Origin of the sequence: Pseudonocardia sp. EC080619-01 (assembly GCF_001420995.1) — a bacterium.
Taxonomy (GTDB): Bacteria; Actinomycetota; Actinomycetes; order Mycobacteriales; family Pseudonocardiaceae; genus Pseudonocardia.
Genome location: NZ_CP012185.1, coordinates 574,272 through 593,896, shown reverse-complemented (window position 1 = coordinate 593,896; position 19,625 = coordinate 574,272). Strand labels below are relative to the sequence as shown.

Here is a 19,625-nt window from a genome sequence, read left to right as displayed (position 1 = left end):
TCACGGCGCCGGAGAGACAGAGAATAGGTAAGAGTTTCCTGTCGTTTGCTTGCGCGCGTCTCGCGCCGCTTGACGTTTCGCATCACGTAGAACTTCGCCTTGGAGCCGGAGCACGCCGGATCGGCTCTTAAACGCGACCTTTGAATCATAGTTCTCGTCGAGCTCCGACTCTTGCTCGACATGGAAGTTGATCAGGTCAGTTACTTCTCCAGCAATTTGAACTAAAGCTTCGTAGACGGGTTCCTCGGCGTTCTTAAGCCAGCGCTCCGGAATTTCAAGGAGCTGATGGCCAGCTTCCGACTGGCGAACGACCTCTGCGACCAGATGGGCGAGAGTGAACTTGATGGAGGCGAAGCTCGACTGCAGCTCGTCCCTGAAGTCGTCCCTGACGGACTGAATTGCCCGATCTAGAAGGAACAACAATCGAAGCTTGTAGGGGGTGATGCTGCGGTTGAAGATCCGACGATAGTCTTGGTCGAATAGTCGAACCTTCCGAACCGCTGCCCATGGTTCGCGGAGATAGATTGCCATCACGAGCTGGGCAGCAAGTGAGTTCTCGAGGACTTCAGAGGCTCCAGTCTTCTCGCCAACTTTGATCTCGAAGCCAAAAGATTTGCCGAACGTGTCAGTGACGCCCCGCTGAAGGTCGCGCAAAACCACGTCACTCGATCGCTGATCTCGAAGCGAAACGGCATTCTGATTATTAGATCGGTACGTAATCTGATCTGCAACCTTGCTGTCGCTGAGGACTTCCACGACTTTGACAACTAGAAGTAGATCGTCTGTCAGGTGGCTCTTGTTGTCGCTCAACGTTATGAGCGACTGACACCCATTGACGACGCCTACTCGAGACATCGTCAGAGTTCGGTCATCGACTGTGAGCTTCTCTGTCAGAAGCGTCATTCCGTTGTGATATGCCGGGAAGAGACGGTGTTCGTCGAGGTCTAGCACTGTGTCTTGAAGTTGCTTGTTGATCGATGTTCTGCCAGCAAATAACCGGACGTTGCGACTGAAGAGGGTATGGTCTGTGATGCCGGGGAGTTGAACCAGTTCTTTAGCTGGAACCAAGCCAACCGCGAGTCGCTCGGAGCTGGTGAGCTGGACTTCAGAAGGTGGAGCTACCGCTCGAAGTTGCACTGTTTCGTGGCGCAGGTCTGGCCTGCGTGTGCGTTCGGCTACGTCGGTGATTTGCTGCCTGTCCCAGACTTCCAGAGACGGACTGACCGTGTCGCGGGCCGTAAGGTACGAGTCGCCAGCCGAGTCAAGTGCAGCATTTGTTACGAACACCAAGCGCACGGTGTAGCTGCGGGCTGCGACCTTCTCTTCAACCTCCTGGCGGATGATAAGTTTCTTTAACTCGGCGTTTGGCTTGGAGTCGAGCAGTGCCCGAACTGTCTCCGGAGAGTCGAAGTAGGTTGCCGCTCCAACCAGATTCTTCAGGTCTTGGTCGCCCTGAGTAGACTTCTGAGGGTCTTCTCGCCATTTTCCCTGAACGACGGTGACCTCAAGCAGGTCGTCGTCAACGAGTAAGGCGTCGATGCCCTTATCGCCGCCGCCATCACAGATGGCATCATCGACGTCTTCAGGGTCAAGCCGCCAGACGTTCACCAGAAACCATGCCAGCATCGCAGCGGACATCGTGCGTGTTCCGAGCCGGTAAGGTTGGACCTCGTCGGAGAGCAACTGATCGCCAGCTTCGAGATCCATCGATCAACCTTCCATGCCGGGGAACGTCTATGAAGTGTCTCATGCCAGACAGACAGGACGTCTCGGGTCAAGTTGGAGCTGAGCCTAGTGAGGTCAGCTGGCTGCTGCGACACGGAATGCCCTCGGGGCAACCGACTGCAGGCGTGTTCTCGACGAGGAGCCCTCGCCGGGCAGGCAAGTCTCCGGGATGGTGGGCGTGCCATCCCGCCGACCTCCCGGAGGGCGTACCGCACGGGCACCCGTGGGCGGAGCGTGGCATGGTCGGGTGCGGTTGCGTCGAGGGCCGCCCACGGGCGCCCGCACGGTCGGTCTGGTGACAGGTCGACGGGAAGGCGCGGGGGAGCGGGCCCGCCCCCGGGTAACCCCCGGGAATCAACGACAGAAGCCGACGATGGACCGTCGCCCGTGAGAGATGCGGCAGCGAGTCCGTGCAGGGCACGAGGGGTAACAGCGAACGTCGAGCGTCCCCGGAAGTAGTGGATCTTGTCTCCGCGGGTTCGGGGTTCGATCCCCGGGGCCCGCAAGCAGTAGAGACTACCCGCAGACTCCGGGCGCGCAACCACTGATCGGCAGCCTCGAGCAGCGCTAGGAAGTCCTCTGCGTGGCCCCGGATGCTCCGGGGGCTAATCACGACTCCCGGTGACTCCGGATTCTCTAGAAGCTCCGGTCCATGCTGCGCTTCGTACCGACCTGACGGGCCTCGACCCGGGCGCCACTCGGTGACGGCGGGCGGGGTGACGGTCTGGACGTTGTCGCCCATGGCTACGCCAGGTTCCCGGGCTATCGCCTCCAAGTCGTACTGTCTCGTCCCGGGTTTGGTGTAGGCCATCAAAGCCCGGAGGGTGATCGATCGATGGCCGCCCCGAGGAAGTACTCCGACGAGCTGCGGGAACGAGCAATCGGACTCGTGCTCGACGTGAAGGCCGACCCGCAGGATCGGGGCGGGAACGTCTACCACCGGATCGGCGATCAGCTGGGGATCAACCCGGAGACACGGCGGGGCTGGGTCAAGCAGGTCGAGATCGACAACGGCACGCGCCCGGGAACGACCTCCGACGAAGCTGCGCGTTGCCGAGCTCGAGCGTGAGGTCCGGGAGTTGCGGCGGGCGAACGCGATTCTGAAGTCAGCTTCGGCCTTCTTCGCGGCGGAGCTCGACCGCCCCAACAGGTAGTACTGGACTACGTCGACCGCTACAAGAACGATTTCGGGGCCGAGCTGACCTCCGCGGTACTGAAATAGGCCGGGTTGAAGATCGCCCCGAGTGCATATCGTGCGTCGAGGAGTCGTGAACCGTCGGCAGGGTCTGTTCGCGACGCAGGAGCCATGAAAGACATCGAGCGCGTACGCAAGGCGACCTTCGGGGTCCATGGCAGTCGAAAGATCTGGGCGCAGTTGCGGCGTGAGGAACCCCCTCTGGGGCGCCGACATCACCTACATGCGGCCCTACTCGGGGCGGGTGTACACGGCCTTCGTGATGGACGTGTTCTCGCGGCGCATCGTGGGCTGGCAGCTGTCCAAGAATCTGTACACCGAACTCGCCCTGGACGCTTTGAACATGGGGATCCGGGCTCGCGAAAGCACTGGGTCGGATCTGTCGTCATTGAAGCATCATTCGGATCGCGGTGTGCAACATCTCGCCGTCCGCTACGGTGAGTGGCTCGCCGAGGTTGACGCCGTCGCATCCGTCGTATCCGTCGGATAGGTCCTACGATAGCGCGATGGCGAAGGCATTCAACTCGCTGTCCAAGGCCGGACTCGTCTGCGACCGAGGTCCGTGGCGCGGGCTCGACGACCTCGAGCTGGCCGTCGCGGAGTACGTCGACTGGTACAACCACCGCCGCCTACACGGCGAGCTGGTCCTGATCCCGCCCGTCGAGCACGAGGAGACCCTGCACGCCGCCATAGAACTCGCCCGGCAGCCCGTCGGAGCGTGACGACCGAGCCTCCACCGAACCCGAGACTTGACACCTCCTGATTTATGTGCGGCCGGCATGCTCGGGCCGGACGTCTGCCGACCCGGGGCTCCCGCACGGTCGGGCGTCAGGGTTCCAGGAACGTGCGGCCGTTTGTGCCCATGATTCGGTCGAGCAGATCCTCCCCGAGGTGCGGACGGAGCTGCGCCCGCCAGGCTGTCAGGCCCTCCCGGTAGTCCGGGAACGCGGTGTGGCCGAGGTCGCTGCCGAACACGAGCAACGACGACGGGTACGACCGGGCCAGCCGGACGGTGGGGCAGTCGGCCGGGTTGGACCCGAGATCGGCGACGCAGCCGACCTCCAGGCGGACGTCGAGGTCGCGCAGCTCCCCGACGAGGTCGTCGGACCACTGCATGAACTCGAACGTGGGGTGGTTGATCAGGAAGCGGCGGGCACCGCGGTCGTGGGCGTGGCGGAACACCCGGAGCGCGTCGGCGACGGGCACGTGCCCCGACGCGAGAACGAGGTCGTGTGCCGGCACGAGGTCCAGGACGTCGTGGAGGTCCGGGGTGGGTGTGTCGCCGTCCAGCACCGGCACCTGCCGGAGGTCGACGCCGCGGTGGACCGCGAGCGACTCCGACCCGGCCGCGGCCCGGTGGGCCGCCGAGGAGATCGTCGGCAGCCATACGACACGGCCACCGAGCCGTGCGCACACCTCCACCGCGTCGGGGTTGCAGCCGCCGACCGGGGAGTTGAGGACGATGCCACCCGTGACACCCGGCCCCGCGAGCGCCGCTCGTTCGGCCGAGGAGCCCTCGTGGGCCTTGAGGACGAGCCGGGCGACGCCCGCCCCGTGGGCGGTGGCCACCGCGTCGGGATCGGAACGCCGGCGCGGAAGGATGCTCGGGCCGGAGTGGACGTGGAGATCGACGACGTGGCCGGTCACAGCTCGACGACCTCGATCGCGCTGGCGACGTCCAGCTGGCGCCGACGGGTCTTGCCGACGGCGGAGTCTCGGGGCAGTGCCCGTATCCGGGCGACGGCGGACGGCCGCATGAAGGCGGGCAGGCCGGCCCGCCGGTCCCTGATGGCCTCGATCGGGATGGTGTCGGACTCGACGAACAGGACGAGCTCCTCGTCCACGAGCGCGCTCGGCCGCTTCCAGACGGCGAGGTCGGTGATGGCGTCGATGCCGCGGAACGTGCTCTCCACGAAGCCCAGCGGCACGAACTCGCCCTTGACCCGAACCGAGTCCGAGGCGCGGCCCGTGTAGACGAGCCTGCCGTGCTCGTCGTCGTAGCCGAGGTCGCCGCTGGCGAACCAGCCGTCGTGGGCGAGCGGTTCGACGACGCCTCCCGGGCGGACGTACCCCTCGGCGAGAACGCCGGGCCCGTCCGCCCTGACCTGGATCTCGCCGTCGACGATCCGGTGCGCGAGACCCGGTCGGGGACGTCCGCCCAGATGCACCGCTCCCTCGGGCGGGGCGTCGGCGTCGTCGCGTCGCCAGGTGTGGGTGTGGGACAGGCCGCCGAGCTCGGTCGAGCCGTAGACCGAGATCCCCAGCGGGATGTCGAACTCCTGCAGGAAGGCGGGGTCGGCGTAGAACACGACGCGCATCGAGTGCCCCGCCGCGTCGGCGGCGGTGGTGCGCCGCTTGAGGATCTCCAGCGGGGGTGCGTGCAGGACCGCGGCGGTGACGCCGTGCTCGCGGACCTGCGTCCAGAACAAGCTCGCTGAGAACCGCGGGAGGCTGAGGCAGCTCGCACGGGATGCGAGCGAGCCGAGGACGGCGTAGCCGAGCGGGTTCACGTGGAACAACGGCAGCGGCGTCAGGACGGTGTCGCGCTCGGTGAGCCCGAGGACGTCGGCGACGTAGCGGCCGAGGGACAGGAAGTAGCCGTGTGACTGGGCGACCAGTTTCGGCGGCCCACTCGTCCCCGAGGTCAGCATGTAGGCGCTGGTATCGGAGGGAGCTGCCCGCAGACCCGGGAGGTCGTCGACGCCAGGGGACTCCCCGCCGCTCCCCGGCGGCTCCGTCTCCTCGACCAGAAGCCAGCGTTCCGTGATCGACGGCGGGACCGGCCGCGGATCGGTCGTCAGGACCGCCCGGGGGGCCAGGGGGTGGAGCACCTCGCCGATCAGCTCGTCGGGGAACGCAGGGTTGATCAACGCAGTCGGGAGACCGGCGAGCTGGCACGCCATCCAGCCGGCGATCCATCTGTTCGAGTTGCCTCCGACCAGGGCGACGGGCTCGCCCGGTGTCAGGCCGTCGGCGAGAAGCTTGCGTGCGAGCCCGGCCGCCCGGTCGACGGCCTGAGCGACGGTCATCGGCTCTTCGGCGAGGCCGAGCCGCGCCGTCCCAGAGTCGGCACGGCGTGCCCGCAGCAGGCCTGCGACGTTCTCTGCGGTCATGGGGGTCAGACCATCCCCTCGAGGGATCCCGAGCGCAGGATGCGCCGGGCGATGTAGTTGCGCATGACCTCGACCGATCCACCGCCGATGCGGTAGACTTTGACGTCCTGCATCAGCTGGCCGTAGTCCGTGTCGGTGTAGCAGCCATGCGAGCCCACCAGGGCGAACGCATCGGACGTGGCCCGTTCGGCGGCGTCGACGGCGACCATCTTGGCGATGCTGGTCGCGAGGGCGGTGTCCCTACCGGAGTCGGCGAGGTCGGCGGCGTGGTCGCGGGCCAGCGAGCTCGTGTACAGCTGGGCGTAGGCATTGGCGACCGTCCACTGGATGCCCTGGAAGTCCGCGACCTTCCGGTCACCGACGTCGCGGCCCTGGGCGTAGGTGACGGCCTGCGCCAGTGCGCGCCTGCCGTAGCCGATCAGCTCCGAGGCGTTGCCGAGCCGGCTCACGTTGAAGGTGGTCAGGAAGGTCTCCAGGCCCGCGCCGACCTTCCCGAGCACGGCCGAACCCGGGACCCGGACGTCGTCGAACGCCATGTCGGCGGTCGGGAGCATCCGGAGCCCGATCGGGTTCGTCTGGGTGCTGCTGACGCCGGGCAGGTCAGTGTCGACCAGGAAGGCGGTCAGCCCGAGGTCGGTCGTGGCGTAGACCAGGGTGACGTCGCTCTGGTGCCCGAGGTTCACGTGCGTCTTCCGGCCGGTGAGGATCCAGTCGTCGCCGTCCCGGCGGGCCCTGGTCTGGATCGCCTTCAGCGAGGACGCCGCCCCGGGCTCGGAGATCGACTCGGAGAAGACGATCCGGCCCCGGGCGATGCCGCCGAGATAGCGGGCCCGTTGTTGCGCGGTGCCGAACGCGAGGAGCCACTGCTGGCCCTGGATGGCGATCTGCGGGGACACCAGGCCGTGGCGTGCGACCTCCTCGCAGACGAAGCAGTACTCGGCGATGCCACCACCGAGCCCGCCGTCGGAGGGGGGTGCCGTGGGACCGATCCACCCCTGGTCGCCCATCGCCCGGTAGACGTCCCGGGGGAACCGGCCCTCCGCACCGGCCTTCTCGAGCTCGGGGCGGTGGAGGTCGGCGAACTCCCGGAGCCGGCGGCCGAGGTCCTCCGCCCACTGCGGTCCTTCGCGGAATCGGAGAGTGATGTACATGGGATCGCGCTCCTGGTCGGGGTGAGGGTCGTCCGGCTGCGGGCGGTGGCGACGGATCAGGTCGTCGAGGGGGGCCGGTCCTGCTCGGAGCCGGCGATCTCGTCGAGGGACCGGTTCCGGGTCCGCACGCCGAAGAGGGCGATGTTCAGCCCGCCGAGCAGGAGGGCGAGGCCCGTCGTCACGAACACCGCCGTGAACCCGAGACCGGTGGAGATGGCGGCGATTAGGAAGCTGCCGAGCACGACCGAGAGGCGCCCGACGCCGTTGGCGATGCCGGCCCCCAGCCCGCGCAGGCTCGTCGGGAAGATCTCGGCGAGGTAGGCGTACTGGACGGCGACGTTGGTCTGCAGGAGCAGCGTGACGAAGAAGCCGGCGGCCACGAGGACGACCGGGCTGGTGGTCAGGCTGAACGTGACCATCGCCGCGGCGATCAACGTGCACAGCACGAGGGACACGTGCTTGCGTTCCCACCTGTCGGTGATCGGCAGCGCGGCGAGCGCGCCGATGAAGGGCGAGATCGCGAGGATGGTGGTGACCGTCAGCGCCTGCTCGGTGGTGTAGCCGTTCTGGACGAGCAGGGTCGGCACCCAGGTGCTGAAGCCGTAGTACCCCAGGTTGCCCAGCGCGAGCGTCACCGAGATGACCACGACCCGGGGGAGGTACCGCGAGCCGCGCAGGTCGGCCAGCCCCCGTGTGGGCTCGGGGGCGCGCTCGACCGGAGCGGGCAACGGGCCCCCGGCCGCGGCGGTGCCCTGCCGCTCGAGCTCCGTGACGAGCTTCTCGGTCGCCGCGTCGACCCGGCCGTGGACCTCCTGCCAGCGCACGGACTCGGGCAGGACGAAGATCGCCACGATGGCGGGAACGATGCCGAAGCCGCCGATCACGAAGACCCATCGCCACGCGTCCGGGCCCAGCGGCACGATCAGCCGTGCGGCTCCGGCCATGATCGGCAGGCCGAGCAGGCCGATCGCGAGCATGAGCGACTGCAGGCGGCCGCGGAGCCGGCCGGGGAACATCTCGGCGACGTAGATGATCAGCACGCCGGTCACGGCCTGGAGGCCGAGACCGGTGAGGAACCGGAGCACCGAGAGGGTCGTGACGTCCGGGGCGAGGGCGCAGGCGATCGAGGCGACGGCGTAGAAGAAGGTCGCTCCGATCAGGACCGGCCGGCGGCCGATGCGGTCGGCTAGGCGGCCCCCGGCGATGGCGCCGATCAGCATGCCCAGGAAGGTGTAGGATGTCAGCGCTCCGACCTGGGTGGCCGACAGACCCCACTCCGCGCGGATCGCGGGCATGGCGTAGGACAGCGAGTTGATGTCGGCGATGTCGCACAGGAACAGCACACCGAGCAGGACGATCCAGCCGATGTGGGTCCTCGTCAGGCGGGGCAGCCGTTCGGTTCTCGCGGCGAAGGTCGCCGCGTCGGCAGTCTCCGGGGTTCGCTCGGGACGTTCGGGAGTGCCCGACGTGCCCGCGTTGATGACCGGTCCCATGGTTCTCCTTTGACCTATGGTCGGACATGCGTGGGTGGTGCGAGGGAGGCGTGGTCGCCTCGGCGGTCAGGTTCCGGTGAAGACGGGAGGCCGTCCGTCACGGAACGCCGCCATCGCCTCGGCCGAGTCGCGGGTGGAACGCGCGACAGCCTGGTGCGAGGCGATGAGATCGAGTGAGCTGCGCAGGTCGTGGTGCTCGCCGTGCCGGACTGCGCTCTTGATCAGCTGCACGGCGACGGGTGGCTGGGCGGCCAGCTCGGCGGCGAAGGTCGTGAGCCGGTCCTCGAGACGGTTCCGGGGACAGACCTCGTCGACCAGCCCCCACCGCAGCCCCTGCTCGGCGCCGACGAACTCGCCGGTCCAGAGCAGCCGCAGGGCCCGGGACCGTCCGACGATCCTGGGGAGGTAGTAACAGCCGCCGTCGCCCGGGACGAGCCCGACGCGGACGTACCCCTCACTCATCCGGGCCTCGTCGACGGCGATGCGGTAGTCGCACATCAGCGCCATGTCGAGTCCCGCGCCCACCGCGACACCGTTCACGCCCGCGATCAGCGGTTTGGTGAGCTGCTCGGCGGCGAGCGCGACCTGGTGCACGTCGTCGGTCATCAGCCGTCGGTCGGCGAGCGGCTCGCGGTCGCCGAGGACGTCGAGGACGTCGAGGTCGGCGCCGGCGCAGAAGGCGTCCCCCCGGCCGGTGAGGACGACGACGCGGATCTCGTCGTCGCGCTGGAAGAGGCGGTAGGCCTCGGCCCAGGTGTGCAGCATCGGGATGGTAAACGCGTTCTTGCGGGCCAGCCGGTTCAGCCGGATCCAGCCGACGTGGCCGACGATCGCGACCTCGAGGTCCGGAGCGGACGGACGGGTTCCGGGGGCGCCCATCAGTACCCCGAGCTCAGCGGGTGCAGCGGGTCCGCGGCGCGCACCGTCTGGGTGATCTCGCCGATCCGCTCCACCCGGAACCGGACCTCGTCGCCCGGCCGGAGCCAGCCGCGGAACCGGTCGGAGCCGAGCTTGTAGTGCTCGTAGAGGCACCCCTCCGGGACCGTTCCGGACCCGATGACGTCACCGGCGCGCACCCGGGTACCGCGCGAGGCGTAGGCGATGATGTCGGCGAAGTCCCAGTCCACCGCGTCCCAGCGGCCGGCCGTGACCTGCTCGCCGTTGAGCTCGGCGACCATGCCGAGTGCGAAGCCCTTGCCGCTGCGGAACGGCTCCAGCGCGTCCCGGGTCACGAGCGCCGGGCCCAGGGTGGTCGCGGTGTCCTTGCCCTTCGTGGGGCCCAGGCCGAGCGGCCGTTCACGCAGCTGGAGGTCGCGGGCGCTCCAGTCGATCATGATCGTGTAGCCGGCGATGTGGTTCCCGGCGTCCTCGGGGGCGATGTTGCGGCCGCTCGTGCCGATCACCGCGCACACCTCGAGCTCGAAGTCGAACATCGAGCTCCCAGGGGCCACCGGTACCGGGTCGGCCGGGCCGATCACGGCGGCGGGGTTGCTGAAGTAGAAGGCCGGGAAGTCGGAGTGGCGGGCGTCGAGCACGGTGCTCGCGTCGCCGCCGCAGTTGCGCAGGTGCTGGTGGAACGCCGAGCAGTCCCGCACCGAACGCGGCCGCAGCGGGGCGAGGAGCTCGACCTCGTCCAGGGCGTGGGTGCGGCCCGGCCCGTCGAGCGCGTCGCGGCACGCGGTCACGAGCTCGCCGCGGTCGAGCAGGTCCAGCACGGTGTCGCCGGGGGCGAGCTCGACGACCGTACCGCCGTCGATCACGCCGCTGCGCTCGTCGCCGCCCGGGGGCACGAAGGTGACGACGTGCATCAGACGGCCCGGTCCGCGAGCCCGAAGCCCTCGAAGCGCCCCATGCGGTTCAGCACGGCGAGGCGGTCGAACGGCGGGATGGCGGGATCGAGGTGGCGGTAGACGTTGATGACGTTCTGGGCGAGCCTGCCGTTCTCCGGCAGGTCGGCCCAGTGGCCCAGGTCGATCGAGGCGATCGCCTCGTCCACGCCCAGGCCGTCCTCGAACCGCTTCCGTGCCTCCGCCTCGACGTGGACGAGGTAGTCCCGCGAGGCCCGGACCGCGTCCTTGCCGGCCAGCGGGCCGTGCCCGGGGACGATAATGTCGACGTCCATGTCCAGGACGAGGTCGAGCGCTGAGATCCACCGTTCGACGGGCCCCGCCCACACCACGGGCGTTCCGCCGGAGAACAGGATGTCGCCGGTGTAGAGCGTGCGGGCGTCCGGGACGTGCACGAGGGCGTCGCCCTGGGTGTGGGCCGGCCCGACCTCGATCAGCCGTACCTCGCGTCCGCCCACGTCGAGAGTGAGGCCGCCCTCGAAGGTGCGGTGCGGCGGGGTCACCGTCACCTCGTCGAGCCGGAACCGGCCGAAGATGTGCCGGACGAAGTCCCCCTCCCGGCCCGGCGAACGCAGGATCGCGACGACGGAGTCGACGGCCTCCTGCGTCATGCGCTCGGCGGCGGCCGCCGACGCGATGATCTCGGCACCGCGCGCGGCCAGGAGCTCGTTGCCGAAGACGTGGTCACCGTCGGAGTGCGTGTTGACCACGGTCTCGATCGGGCTCCGGTCGATCACCCGGGCCACGTCGCCGAGCATCTCCCGGGCCAGGTGCAGGTCGAACAGCGTGTCGACCAGCAGGCTCGTCCCCGAGCCGACGACCAGCCCGGCGTTGCTCAGCCCCCAGCCGCCGTCCGGCTGCATCCAGGCGTAGCAGTCCGACCCGAGGGACGCGAGTCCCCTGCGATACGTGGACATGTGAGCCTTCCTTCTCCTGTGTAGGCCGGCGGCGACGAGCCACCGGGGCCGATCGGCCCCGGGGCGTGCGGTGATCGGCGGTCAGGTGCCGATGTCGAGATCGCTGGGTGACAGCGCGGCGATCCGGCTGTCCACCAGGCGTGCGATGAAGTCGCGGCCGTACGGCACGGCGTCGAGACCGCTGATCATCTCGACCCACGCCGCGTACTGGCAGGCGCCCGCCAGCGTCATCGCCTCCATCCGGACGTCGACGTCCCTGGTCACGGTCCCGCGGTCCTGCTGCACCGCGAGGTAGGCGGCGATCCGCTCCCAGACCAGGTGCGGACCGGTCCCCGCCTTGCGGTGTGCGCTCGCATAGCGTTCGAACAGCCCGCGGTCGGACAGGGCGGACCCCGACATCGGCAGGCTCGCGCGGTAGTAGTCGCGGGTCGCGTCGGTGAGGACGACCAGCCCCGCGCGGAGGTCGAACGCATCGCGCGCCCGGGCGCCGGCTTCGACGAGCGCGTGCCCCTCGGGCAGCCCGTAGGTCAGCACCGCGGCGAGCAATGCACCCTTGTCCTCGAAGTGCTTGAAGATCGACCCCTCGGAGCAGTCGGCCAGCGCGGCGATCCGCTTCGTCCTGACTGCCGCGATGCCGTCCTCGCGAATGATGCGCGCCGTTGCATCGAGAATGCGCTCCCGTATCGACACCGGTCGGCCCCCTCATTGCTCGAGGTGAGGAATGAGTGCTCACTCACCAAGTTGTGGTGAGGTTGTAGCACCCTCGAATCGACGGCGTCAACGAATCCTTGTTCGAGGCGTTGAGCTGCGCCTAGTTGACGCCCAGCCGGTTCAACCCGATACTTCGCCCGGTGAGTAGACGCTCATTGACGAGAGCACGCCTCCGCGACGAGGACAGGAGGACGGCCCATGGACGGCACGCCCGGTCCAGTCGGCGCCCGTGACCACGGTCGCGGCCCGGCGCCCCGTATCGACGGCGAGCGGTTCGTCCGCGGCGAGATCCGCTACCTCGACGACGAGCCGCCCGCGGAGTGCCTGCACGCCGTCTTCGTCCGGAGCACCGTCGCGCACGCCGAGATCGAGCACGTCGACACCGCGTCCGCGGCCCGGGTTCCCGGCGTGCACGCGGTCCTGACCGGGGCCGAGACCGCCACGCTCGTCGGGGACCTGGTCGCGCTCCCGGACGGGGCCGGTACCGGCGCCGTGGGACCGGTCACCGTCCCGTGTCTCACCGCGGATCGGGTCCGCTTCGTCGGGGACCCCGTGGCCGTCGTGGTCGCGGACTCCGAACGGGTCGCCGGGACGGCGGCCGACCTCGTACAGGTGTCGTACCGTCCGCTGCCCGTCGTGCTCGACATCGACCAGGCGTCCCGGGCGGACGCCCCCCGGATCCGTCCGCAGCTCCCCACGAACACGCTCCTCGACGGCGTCGTGGAGGAGGGCCGGGTGGAGGAGGCCCTCGCGCGAGCGCCGCACACGGTGACGGGGGAGGTGCACATGGGGCGGGGCAGCGCGGTGCCGCTCGAGACGCGCGGGTGCATCGCGCGGTGGGACACCGGCGAGCGCAGGCTGCTGGTGCGCGCCGCGTTGCAGAACCCGCACGCGTTCCGCGCGAACCTGGCCCGGATGCTCGGTCTGGCCGAGGGTGACATCCGGGTGGTCGCTCCCCCGCTCGGTGGCGGGTTCGGGTTCAAGTTCATCGGCATGCCGGAGGAGCCGGTCGTGTGCGCGCTGGCGCGCCTGCTGGGCCGGCCGGTCCGGTGGGTCGAGTCCCGGGCCGAGTCGCTGCTCGTCGGCGCCCGCGAGTACCGCGCCCGGTACCGGGTCGGGTTCGACCGCGACGCGCGCCTCCTCGGCCTGGAGGTCACCCTGGAGGCCGACGTTGGCGCCCTCGCCGCGACGCCGGGGATCGGCATGCCGGGCGTCGCCGCGGCGTCCTTCCCCGGGGGCTACGACCTGGCCGCCTACCGGGTCCGCTGGCGGGCGGTGCTCACGAACAAGGGACCGTGGAACGGTGCACGCGGCTTCGGGAAGGAGATCACGACCCTGGTCCTGGAGTCGGCCGCGGACGCCGTCGCCCGGGAGCTGGGTGTCGGCCCCGTCGACGTGCGCCGCCGGAACCTCCTGTACCGGGAGCAGCTCCCGCACCGGACGGCCACGATGACCATCGACTCGGGCGACTACCACCGCGTACTGGACATGGCGCTGCGCATGGCAGGCCGCGGGGACCGGCGAGGACCGGTCGGCCCGCACGTGCGGACCGGAACGGGCCTCGCCTTCGAGCTGACCCCGGAGGGCCGCGACCCCGCGGGCGGCATGTCCCGCGGATCGGAGACCGCGACGATCCGCCTCGACACCAGTGGCGGCGCCACCGTCCTGACCGGCGTGACCAGCCCCGGCACGGGCAGCGAGACGGCGATCGCCCAGCTCGTCGCCGAGCGCATCGGCATCGACGTCGCCGGCGTCCGCGTCGTCCAGGGCGACACCGACCGCACCCCCTACGGGGGAGGCAGCTTCTCCAGCCGAGCCGTCCTCGCCGGTGGCAGCGCGGCGTGGCAGGCCGCCGACCGGCTGCGCGGCGTCCTCGTCCGTGCGGCGGCGACCCGGTTCGGGGTCGCGCCGGAGAAGGTCGAGGTCGGCGACGGCTCGTACCGCGCCGAGGGGCACGGCGTCTCCGTGGCCGCGCTCGCACAGCAGGTCCGCGCCTTCGGGTCCAGCCGTCCCGGACTCGACTCCGAGCAGCTCGAGGCGACCGCCACCTACATGCCCGGCAACCTGCAGTCCGTTCCGGACCCCACCGGGCGCGTGCAGCAGTACCCGACCTACTCCTACGGCGTCTACATCGCCGAGGTGGCCGTGGACATCGAGACCGGGAACGTCTCGGTGCTGCGGGTGCGGGCCGTGCACGACTGCGGAACAGTGATCAACCCCAGGATGGTCGACGCCCAGATCAACGGCGCCGTGGCCATGGGCATCGGCATCGCGCTCACGGAGGAGGAGCTCTACTCCCCGACCGGGCACCCGCTCAGCCTCGGCTTCAAGCACTACATGCTTCCCCGCCTCGCGGACATGCCGGACATCGAGCTCGACCACATCGAGTCCCCGTCCCCGTTCACCCTGCTCGGGACCAAGGGCGCGGGAGAGTCGGGCATCGGTGGTGTCACCGCCGCCGTGGTGTCGGCCGTCCGCGACGCGACGCGCAGCGACCACCGGCAACCGGTCGTCACCCCGATGACCCCGCCCCGGGTACTCGAGCTCGTCGACGCGTCCACCGACCCGGCACCCGCCGCGGCCGGCCCCTCCGGGGTGGGCCCGTGATCCCGGTGCTGCACCTCCCCGGCACCGTTGACGAGCTCGTCGACGGGCTCGCCGACGCGGCGGACCCGGCAATCGTGGCCGGGGGGACCATGCTGATGCCCCGGCTGGCGAACCGGACCCGGCGGCCGGACGTGCTTCTCGCTCTCGACAGGTTGCCCCGGTCGGCGACCGTCACGGTGGACGAGCGGGGCACCGCCACGATCGGGCCGCTCGCCACCTACACCTCGATGCTCGACCATCCGGCCGCCCCGCCGCTGCTCGTCCGGATCTCCCGCGGCATCACCGGCGGGCCCCAGATCCGTAACCAGGGCACCCTCGCCGGGGCGGCGTGTTTCGCGAACCCGGCGTCGGACATGCTGGCGGGGCTCGTCGCGGCCGGCGCGACGATGCACCTGGCGGACGTGACCGGGACCCGGGAGGTGCCGGCCGCGGACTTCTTCACCGGTCCCTTCCGGACGGCGGCCGCCACCGGCGCGGCGTTGCTGGCGATCACCGTTCCCGACGCCGCGGGGCACCGGTTCGGATACTGCAAGATCAAGCGGTCCGAGAGCAGCTGGCCGCTCGCCACGGCGGCCGTCCTGCGACGGCCCGACGACTCGGTCGTCGTGGCGGTCGGGGCCGCCGTGGAGCGCCCCGTCGTCCTCGAGCTCGATCCGGGCCTGCCACCCGACCGCGGGGTCCTCGCGGACCGCATCGAGGACGCGTGTGCCACCGGCGACGTCCGCTGGTGGGCCGACGAGCTGGCCGACGCCCGTTACCGGCGGCGTGTCGCGCCGGTCGCGGTGCAGCGGGCGCTGGCCGCCGCGTGGCAGGACGAGGAGGACGCGACGTGACCACGTGCCGCTCGGTGGAGCTGACGGTCGACGGTGAGGTGCTCGCGGTCCCGCTCGCCGACCCGACCGAGTCCCTCGCGCAGATGCTGCGCCGGACCGGCCGGACCGGCACCCACATCGGGTGCGCCAACGGCGACTGCGGGGCCTGCACCGTCCTCGTCGACGACCGGGCGTACAAGTCCTGCGTCGTGCCGGCCTGGCGGGCCGACCGGAGCGCGGTCCGCACAATCCAGGGGCTGGCCCCGGGCGACGCAGCGCTCGACCCGGTCCAGCGGGCCTTCCGGGACGAGGACGGGTTCCAGTGCGGCTACTGCATCGCCGGTCCGATCATGTGCCTGCACGCGCTCCTCCGGCACGATCCGGCGCCGTCGGAGGACGCCGTCCGGTCGTCCCTGTCCGGGAACCTCTGCCGGTGCACGGGTTGCCAACAGATCCTGCGCGCCGCGCGCGCCGCCGTCTCGCAGCGGCCGGACCCTTCGGAGGACGTCGACGGCTGAGGGCCGCACCCGTCCACCGCTCAGCTGGCAGCCGGTGGTCGGCGTTTGGATTCCAGCATCACGCCGGTGGCGTGCACTTTCGCGATCCCGCCAAGATCCACTGTCCGCGGAGGCCGACGCGCTGATGAACGCGCATCCTTCGGCTGGCGACGATCTGGCCCCGATCCCGGTCGAGCAGCTTCCGAAGTTGAGAGTCATCGTACATAAGGACCGGCGGCCTTGAGTTCGACTCGGTCTATGGAATCAGGTGTGGTGCGAAACGACGTATAGCAGTGAGAGGCCCGAGGCCTCATGCGACCGGTGGCGTGACCCTCGGTGCAGGTAAAGGCTCTGATCGACGGCGTCGCGAGTCCTTTTAATCCGCGGATTTCGGGTTTCGGCGAACTCTTCGGGACCGTCTCATCAGAACTGTTGAGCCTGGTCAGAGGTGGATAACGTGGCATCTGGCGGGTCGATGGACCGGGTGAGAGCCACCAGCTCTGAGCCCGGATCCCGCTACGCACACGAGGCAGCCCATGAACACGATCATCCGCACCCTGGCCGGTCTCGTCGTCGGTGTCTCCGTCGTCGCCGGCACGGTGATTGCGGCGACCGTCACCCCTATCCCGGCCACTGCCGAGAGTGTCATCGCCCAGGCTCCGGTCTCGGGGAGCGCGGTGTCGATGGTGCCGGCCGAACGCGGCGTGGCTGCAGAGGCGGTCGTGGATGCGGTCCGGGCGGTGAAGGTAGTTGAGGACGCCAGGCAGGCGGCAGCGGATCAGGCCCGGAAAGTGAGGGGCGCGGAGGAGTCGCAGGCATCGACTGGTGGGCTGGCCCTCACGTGCGAGCCGCACGCTGCAGCCCGGCTTGTCGGCAACCTGATCGTGAACAAGGATTGCCCCGAGCTGATCGCTGCCAAGGAGCGGGCTCAGCGGGAGTACGCCCAGCAGCAGGCGTGGTCAGGAAACCCCGGCCCTCCCAGTGAAGCCACGCAGCGGCAGCGGATCGCTGACGGCCTTGCCCCGGTCGGTGGTGGGTACGCGCCTGGATCTGCGGAGTACAACACGTGTGTGAAGAACCCGGTCGCCTCGGTTTGCGGCGGGTAAGACTGGTCTTCGCCGAGTGACTGCTGACGCGGTCCGATGTCGCGTCGGTCCCATCATGGGTCGACGGGCCGTCCTTAGAGGTCGCGCCGAGACCAGACTGTCCGTTGCACCGGTGATGCCTTACGTGTTCTCAGAGTGATCGGGCCACGTGGTGAACGCCAGGCTCAGCCCGTCGTGGTGGTGGTGCGCGTGGAGCGCGCTGACGAGCCTGGTCGCCAAGTGGTGCAGCAGCCGGTACAAATTGGGTACAAACCAGCTCGACCCGCGACGCCCAACGACGACCCGCCTCGACCAGTGAATCAGCAGGTCACAGGTTGGATCACCAGCGTTTCGGGTGGTCGGTATTTTCCCAGCGGCAGTACATCTCCTACTGCAGCGCCCTCACCGGGCACGCAGAGCTCCGGAATGGTCGGCCGTGCCATCCCATCGATCTCCCGGTGGCTACTGCGTGGTCGCCGGCGGGCAGCAGTTCCGCTTCATCGGCCGCTGGTATGCGTCGAGGGGGTAGCCGATCCCCCGGCGTGGGGTTATAGCCGGGAGCGGAGCCGCGCAACAGACGAGCCCCCACCGCCCAAGACGGGTAGTGGGGGCTCGACTTGTATGCGCCCGTAGGTGCGTGACGACGTCGCGCAGGGTGCGCAGCCTGCCTGCGCCCGGGCCGCAGTGGGTCAGAGCCCGACCGAGTCCGCGCCGTGCTTGGCCTGCGCAGCCGTGAAGCCTTCGAACTCCAGTTGGTCGATGAGGCTTCCGCGGGAGAACGAGCTGTAGTCCATGTAGCTCTTCGCGGACTTCGCGGCTTGCTCGTTCCAGTCGACGGTCACGTGGTCAACGGCGTACGTTGCGTCGGCAGTGGAGAATTCCTCGTACTCGAGCTGGTCGATCAAGCCCTTGCGGGAGAACGCGCTGTAGTCGAGGTAGCTCTCGGCCGACTCGACCGCGTTCTGGCGGCTCACCGACAGGGCCGGTGTGGTCGGCTCCGGCGGGGCCGCAGAGAACGTTTCCGGGGCGGATGCCGTGTTGGGCACTGGCGCCGGGGGCGGTGCGGCGACTGAGGTGGGCGGGACGACGGCTGGCGCAAAGGTCGGAGTCGCTGCGGTCGGAGACTCTGTGCGTCCATCGTTGGTGCCCGCTGCTGCGGCGGCGACGATCAGCACGACTGCGCCGCCGACGATGAAGGGCCACTTCCGCCGTCGTTTCGGAGCCGGGGCTGCGGCGTCTGCTGCGCCCAGCTTGCGGGCGCAGAGGGGGCGGGGCGTCCGCGTGCTGGCGCGTGCCATACACCAACGAAACAAGAATTCCGTTGGTGTGTAGATCGCCCTGAACGTACAAGGAACCTAGTTTCGAGTTATGAAAACTGAACAGATAGCCTGTCGAGTGTGACCGACACCGCTGTACGCTGCGGATACAGCCGATGCCGCGCTGAGCTCCCGTCTCCCGGCCCCCAGGGCGGACGTCCCCGGTCGTTCTGCCGTGACACCCGCTGGGAGGGCAGGCGCTCGTGTGCGCAGATGGCCCGCGCCGAACGCGACGCGTTGGGCACCCTCGGGCTCGAGACCGGGTCGGGCGCGTTTGCGCTCGACGCCGACCGGCTGCGCGAGCACGTTGCCGCCGTCGCCGGCCCGGTCGCCGAGTTGGCCGGCGCGCTGGCCGGGGTGGGGGAGCGGCTCGACGAGGTCGAACGTGACGCCCTGGCCGCCACCGAGCAGGCCCGCACGAAGGCGGCCGAGGCCGACGCTGCCCGCCAGGACGCCGAGCGGGCCCGCGGCGCCGCGCTGGTCCGGGCCCGTGACGCCGACGCCTCCGCCGCCGAGGCCCGTCGCGAACGGACCGAGGCGGTCACCCGCGCCGAGGAGGCCGCGGCCGCGGCTCTCGAGGCCACCGAGGCACTCGGTGCCGCCCGTCAGCAGGCCGGCGACGCCACCGCCGCCCGCGACCGCGCCGTGGACGACGCCCGAGAGGCGGGGGAGCGGGCCGCGGCCGCCGACCGCGACCGGGAGGCAGCCGTCCTGGCCGCGCGCACCGCCGAACATGACCGCGACGCGGCACGGCGACAGATCGCCGGCGCCGAACGCGCTCGTGACCAGGCCACCGAAGGGCTCGCGGCACTGCGCACCGACCACGACGGGCTTCGGGCCGAGCGGGACCGGCTCGCCGACACCGCGGCCGAGCAGCGGACCCGGCTCGTCGCGCAGCAGGAGGTGCTCCACGAGGCCCGCACCACCGCCGAGCAGCTACGCGACCAGTACACCGCGACCGCGGCCGCCGCCGACCGCGCCCGCGACGAGACCCGCAGCCTGGCCGACCAGCTGGAGCAGGCCCGCCGGGAACGCGACGACGGGCTCGCCGAACTCCGGCACCTGCACGCCACAGCCGACAGCGGGCCGCGCCGGCGCCTGCATCCCGACGATCTCGCGGCGCTCACCGCAGCGCTGCGCACTGACCAGTGAAAGG

18 protein-coding genes are annotated in these 19,625 nt (G+C 69.8%); 8 read left to right on the top strand and 10 right to left on the bottom strand.

Features of this window, described 5'->3' with window-relative positions:
- Window positions 1–1,707 (bottom strand): AIPR family protein, encoded by a 1,707-nt coding sequence (locus AD017_RS33950; protein WP_082538475.1) that lies wholly within the window; start codon window positions 1,705–1,707, stop codon window positions 1–3.
- A gap of 907 nt (window positions 1,708–2,614) precedes the next feature.
- On the opposite strand from AD017_RS33950, the gene AD017_RS30930 reads away from it, so the two are divergent.
- From AD017_RS30930 to AD017_RS30925, 3 genes are all read left to right on the top strand, one after another.
- A complete protein-coding gene (locus tag AD017_RS30930) occupies window positions 2,615–2,794 on the top strand; it encodes a hypothetical protein (protein WP_082538476.1) in 180 nt (59 codons plus the stop codon).
- 313 nt (window positions 2,795–3,107) lie between these two features.
- On the top strand, window positions 3,108–3,410 hold the full coding sequence (locus AD017_RS33945; protein WP_168172341.1) for a DDE-type integrase/transposase/recombinase: 303 nt from the start codon (window positions 3,108–3,110) through the stop codon (window positions 3,408–3,410).
- Between the two features lie 16 nt (window positions 3,411–3,426).
- Window positions 3,427–3,642, top strand: coding sequence for an IS3 family transposase (locus AD017_RS30925; RefSeq protein WP_082538478.1), 216 nt, complete (start codon window positions 3,427–3,429; stop codon window positions 3,640–3,642).
- 106 nt (window positions 3,643–3,748) lie between these two features.
- On the opposite strand, the gene AD017_RS30920 is transcribed toward AD017_RS30925, so the two are convergent.
- The 8 genes from AD017_RS30920 to AD017_RS30885 all read right to left on the bottom strand — a co-directional run bounded on the left by AD017_RS30920 (window position 3,749) and on the right by AD017_RS30885 (window position 12,131).
- Window positions 3,749–4,567, bottom strand: coding sequence for a DUF6282 family protein (locus tag AD017_RS30920; protein ID WP_060577224.1), 819 nt, complete (start codon window positions 4,565–4,567; stop codon window positions 3,749–3,751).
- Complete coding sequence (locus AD017_RS30915; RefSeq protein WP_060577223.1) at window positions 4,564–6,033, bottom strand: class I adenylate-forming enzyme family protein; 1,470 nt, start codon at window positions 6,031–6,033, stop codon at window positions 4,564–4,566. Before AD017_RS30915 ends, AD017_RS30920 begins: the two co-directional genes overlap by 4 nt.
- A 5-nt stretch (window positions 6,034–6,038) precedes the next feature.
- On the bottom strand, window positions 6,039–7,184 hold the full coding sequence (locus AD017_RS30910; RefSeq protein WP_060577222.1) for an acyl-CoA dehydrogenase family protein: 1,146 nt from the start codon (window positions 7,182–7,184) through the stop codon (window positions 6,039–6,041).
- A 56-nt stretch (window positions 7,185–7,240) separates the two neighbouring features.
- Window positions 7,241–8,677: an MFS transporter gene (locus tag AD017_RS30905; protein ID WP_060577221.1), complete on the bottom strand. Its 1,437-nt coding sequence runs from the start codon at window positions 8,675–8,677 to the stop codon at window positions 7,241–7,243.
- Between the two features lie 66 nt (window positions 8,678–8,743).
- Window positions 8,744–9,556 (bottom strand): enoyl-CoA hydratase/isomerase family protein, encoded by an 813-nt coding sequence (locus tag AD017_RS30900; RefSeq protein WP_060577220.1) that lies wholly within the window; start codon window positions 9,554–9,556, stop codon window positions 8,744–8,746.
- Entirely contained in the window at window positions 9,556–10,485 is a 930-nt protein-coding gene (locus tag AD017_RS30895; protein WP_060577219.1) for a fumarylacetoacetate hydrolase family protein, read from the bottom strand. The genes AD017_RS30900 and AD017_RS30895 overlap by 1 nt, the downstream gene beginning before the upstream one ends.
- Window positions 10,485–11,441, bottom strand: coding sequence for an MBL fold metallo-hydrolase (locus AD017_RS30890; protein ID WP_060577218.1), 957 nt, complete (start codon window positions 11,439–11,441; stop codon window positions 10,485–10,487). The genes AD017_RS30895 and AD017_RS30890 overlap by 1 nt, the downstream gene beginning before the upstream one ends.
- Window positions 11,442–11,522: 81 nt before the next feature.
- Window positions 11,523–12,131 (bottom strand): TetR/AcrR family transcriptional regulator, encoded by a 609-nt coding sequence (locus AD017_RS30885; protein ID WP_060577217.1) that lies wholly within the window; start codon window positions 12,129–12,131, stop codon window positions 11,523–11,525.
- Between the two features lie 219 nt (window positions 12,132–12,350).
- Between AD017_RS30885 and AD017_RS30880 the strand changes: the two genes are divergently transcribed.
- The 4 genes from AD017_RS30880 to AD017_RS30865 all read left to right on the top strand — a co-directional run bounded on the left by AD017_RS30880 (window position 12,351) and on the right by AD017_RS30865 (window position 17,174).
- Entirely contained in the window at window positions 12,351–14,759 is a 2,409-nt protein-coding gene (locus AD017_RS30880) for a xanthine dehydrogenase family protein molybdopterin-binding subunit (protein ID WP_060577216.1), read from the top strand.
- The gene (locus AD017_RS30875; protein ID WP_060577215.1) at window positions 14,756–15,592 is read left to right on the top strand and encodes a xanthine dehydrogenase family protein subunit M; all 837 of its coding nucleotides are present in this window, start codon (window positions 14,756–14,758) and stop codon (window positions 15,590–15,592) included. Before AD017_RS30880 ends, AD017_RS30875 begins: the two co-directional genes overlap by 4 nt.
- Complete coding sequence (locus AD017_RS30870) at window positions 15,589–16,089, top strand: (2Fe-2S)-binding protein (RefSeq protein ID WP_227012945.1); 501 nt, start codon at window positions 15,589–15,591, stop codon at window positions 16,087–16,089. Before AD017_RS30875 ends, AD017_RS30870 begins: the two co-directional genes overlap by 4 nt.
- 515 nt (window positions 16,090–16,604) lie before the next feature.
- Window positions 16,605–17,174 carry a hypothetical protein gene (locus AD017_RS30865; RefSeq protein WP_060577214.1) on the top strand — a complete coding sequence of 190 codons (570 nt, stop codon included), beginning with the start codon at window positions 16,605–16,607 and terminating at the stop codon, window positions 17,172–17,174.
- 668 nt (window positions 17,175–17,842) lie between these two features.
- Here the strand turns inward: AD017_RS30865 and AD017_RS30860 are convergent.
- Window positions 17,843–18,328, bottom strand: coding sequence for an Ltp family lipoprotein (locus AD017_RS30860; protein ID WP_369821716.1), 486 nt, complete (start codon window positions 18,326–18,328; stop codon window positions 17,843–17,845).
- Window positions 18,329–18,682: 354 nt separating this feature from the next.
- Here AD017_RS30860 and AD017_RS30855 point away from each other — a divergent pair, with 354 nt between their 5' ends.
- On the top strand, window positions 18,683–19,621 hold the full coding sequence (locus tag AD017_RS30855) for a hypothetical protein (RefSeq protein WP_060577213.1): 939 nt from the start codon (window positions 18,683–18,685) through the stop codon (window positions 19,619–19,621).
- Window positions 19,622–19,625 lie beyond the last annotated feature (4 nt).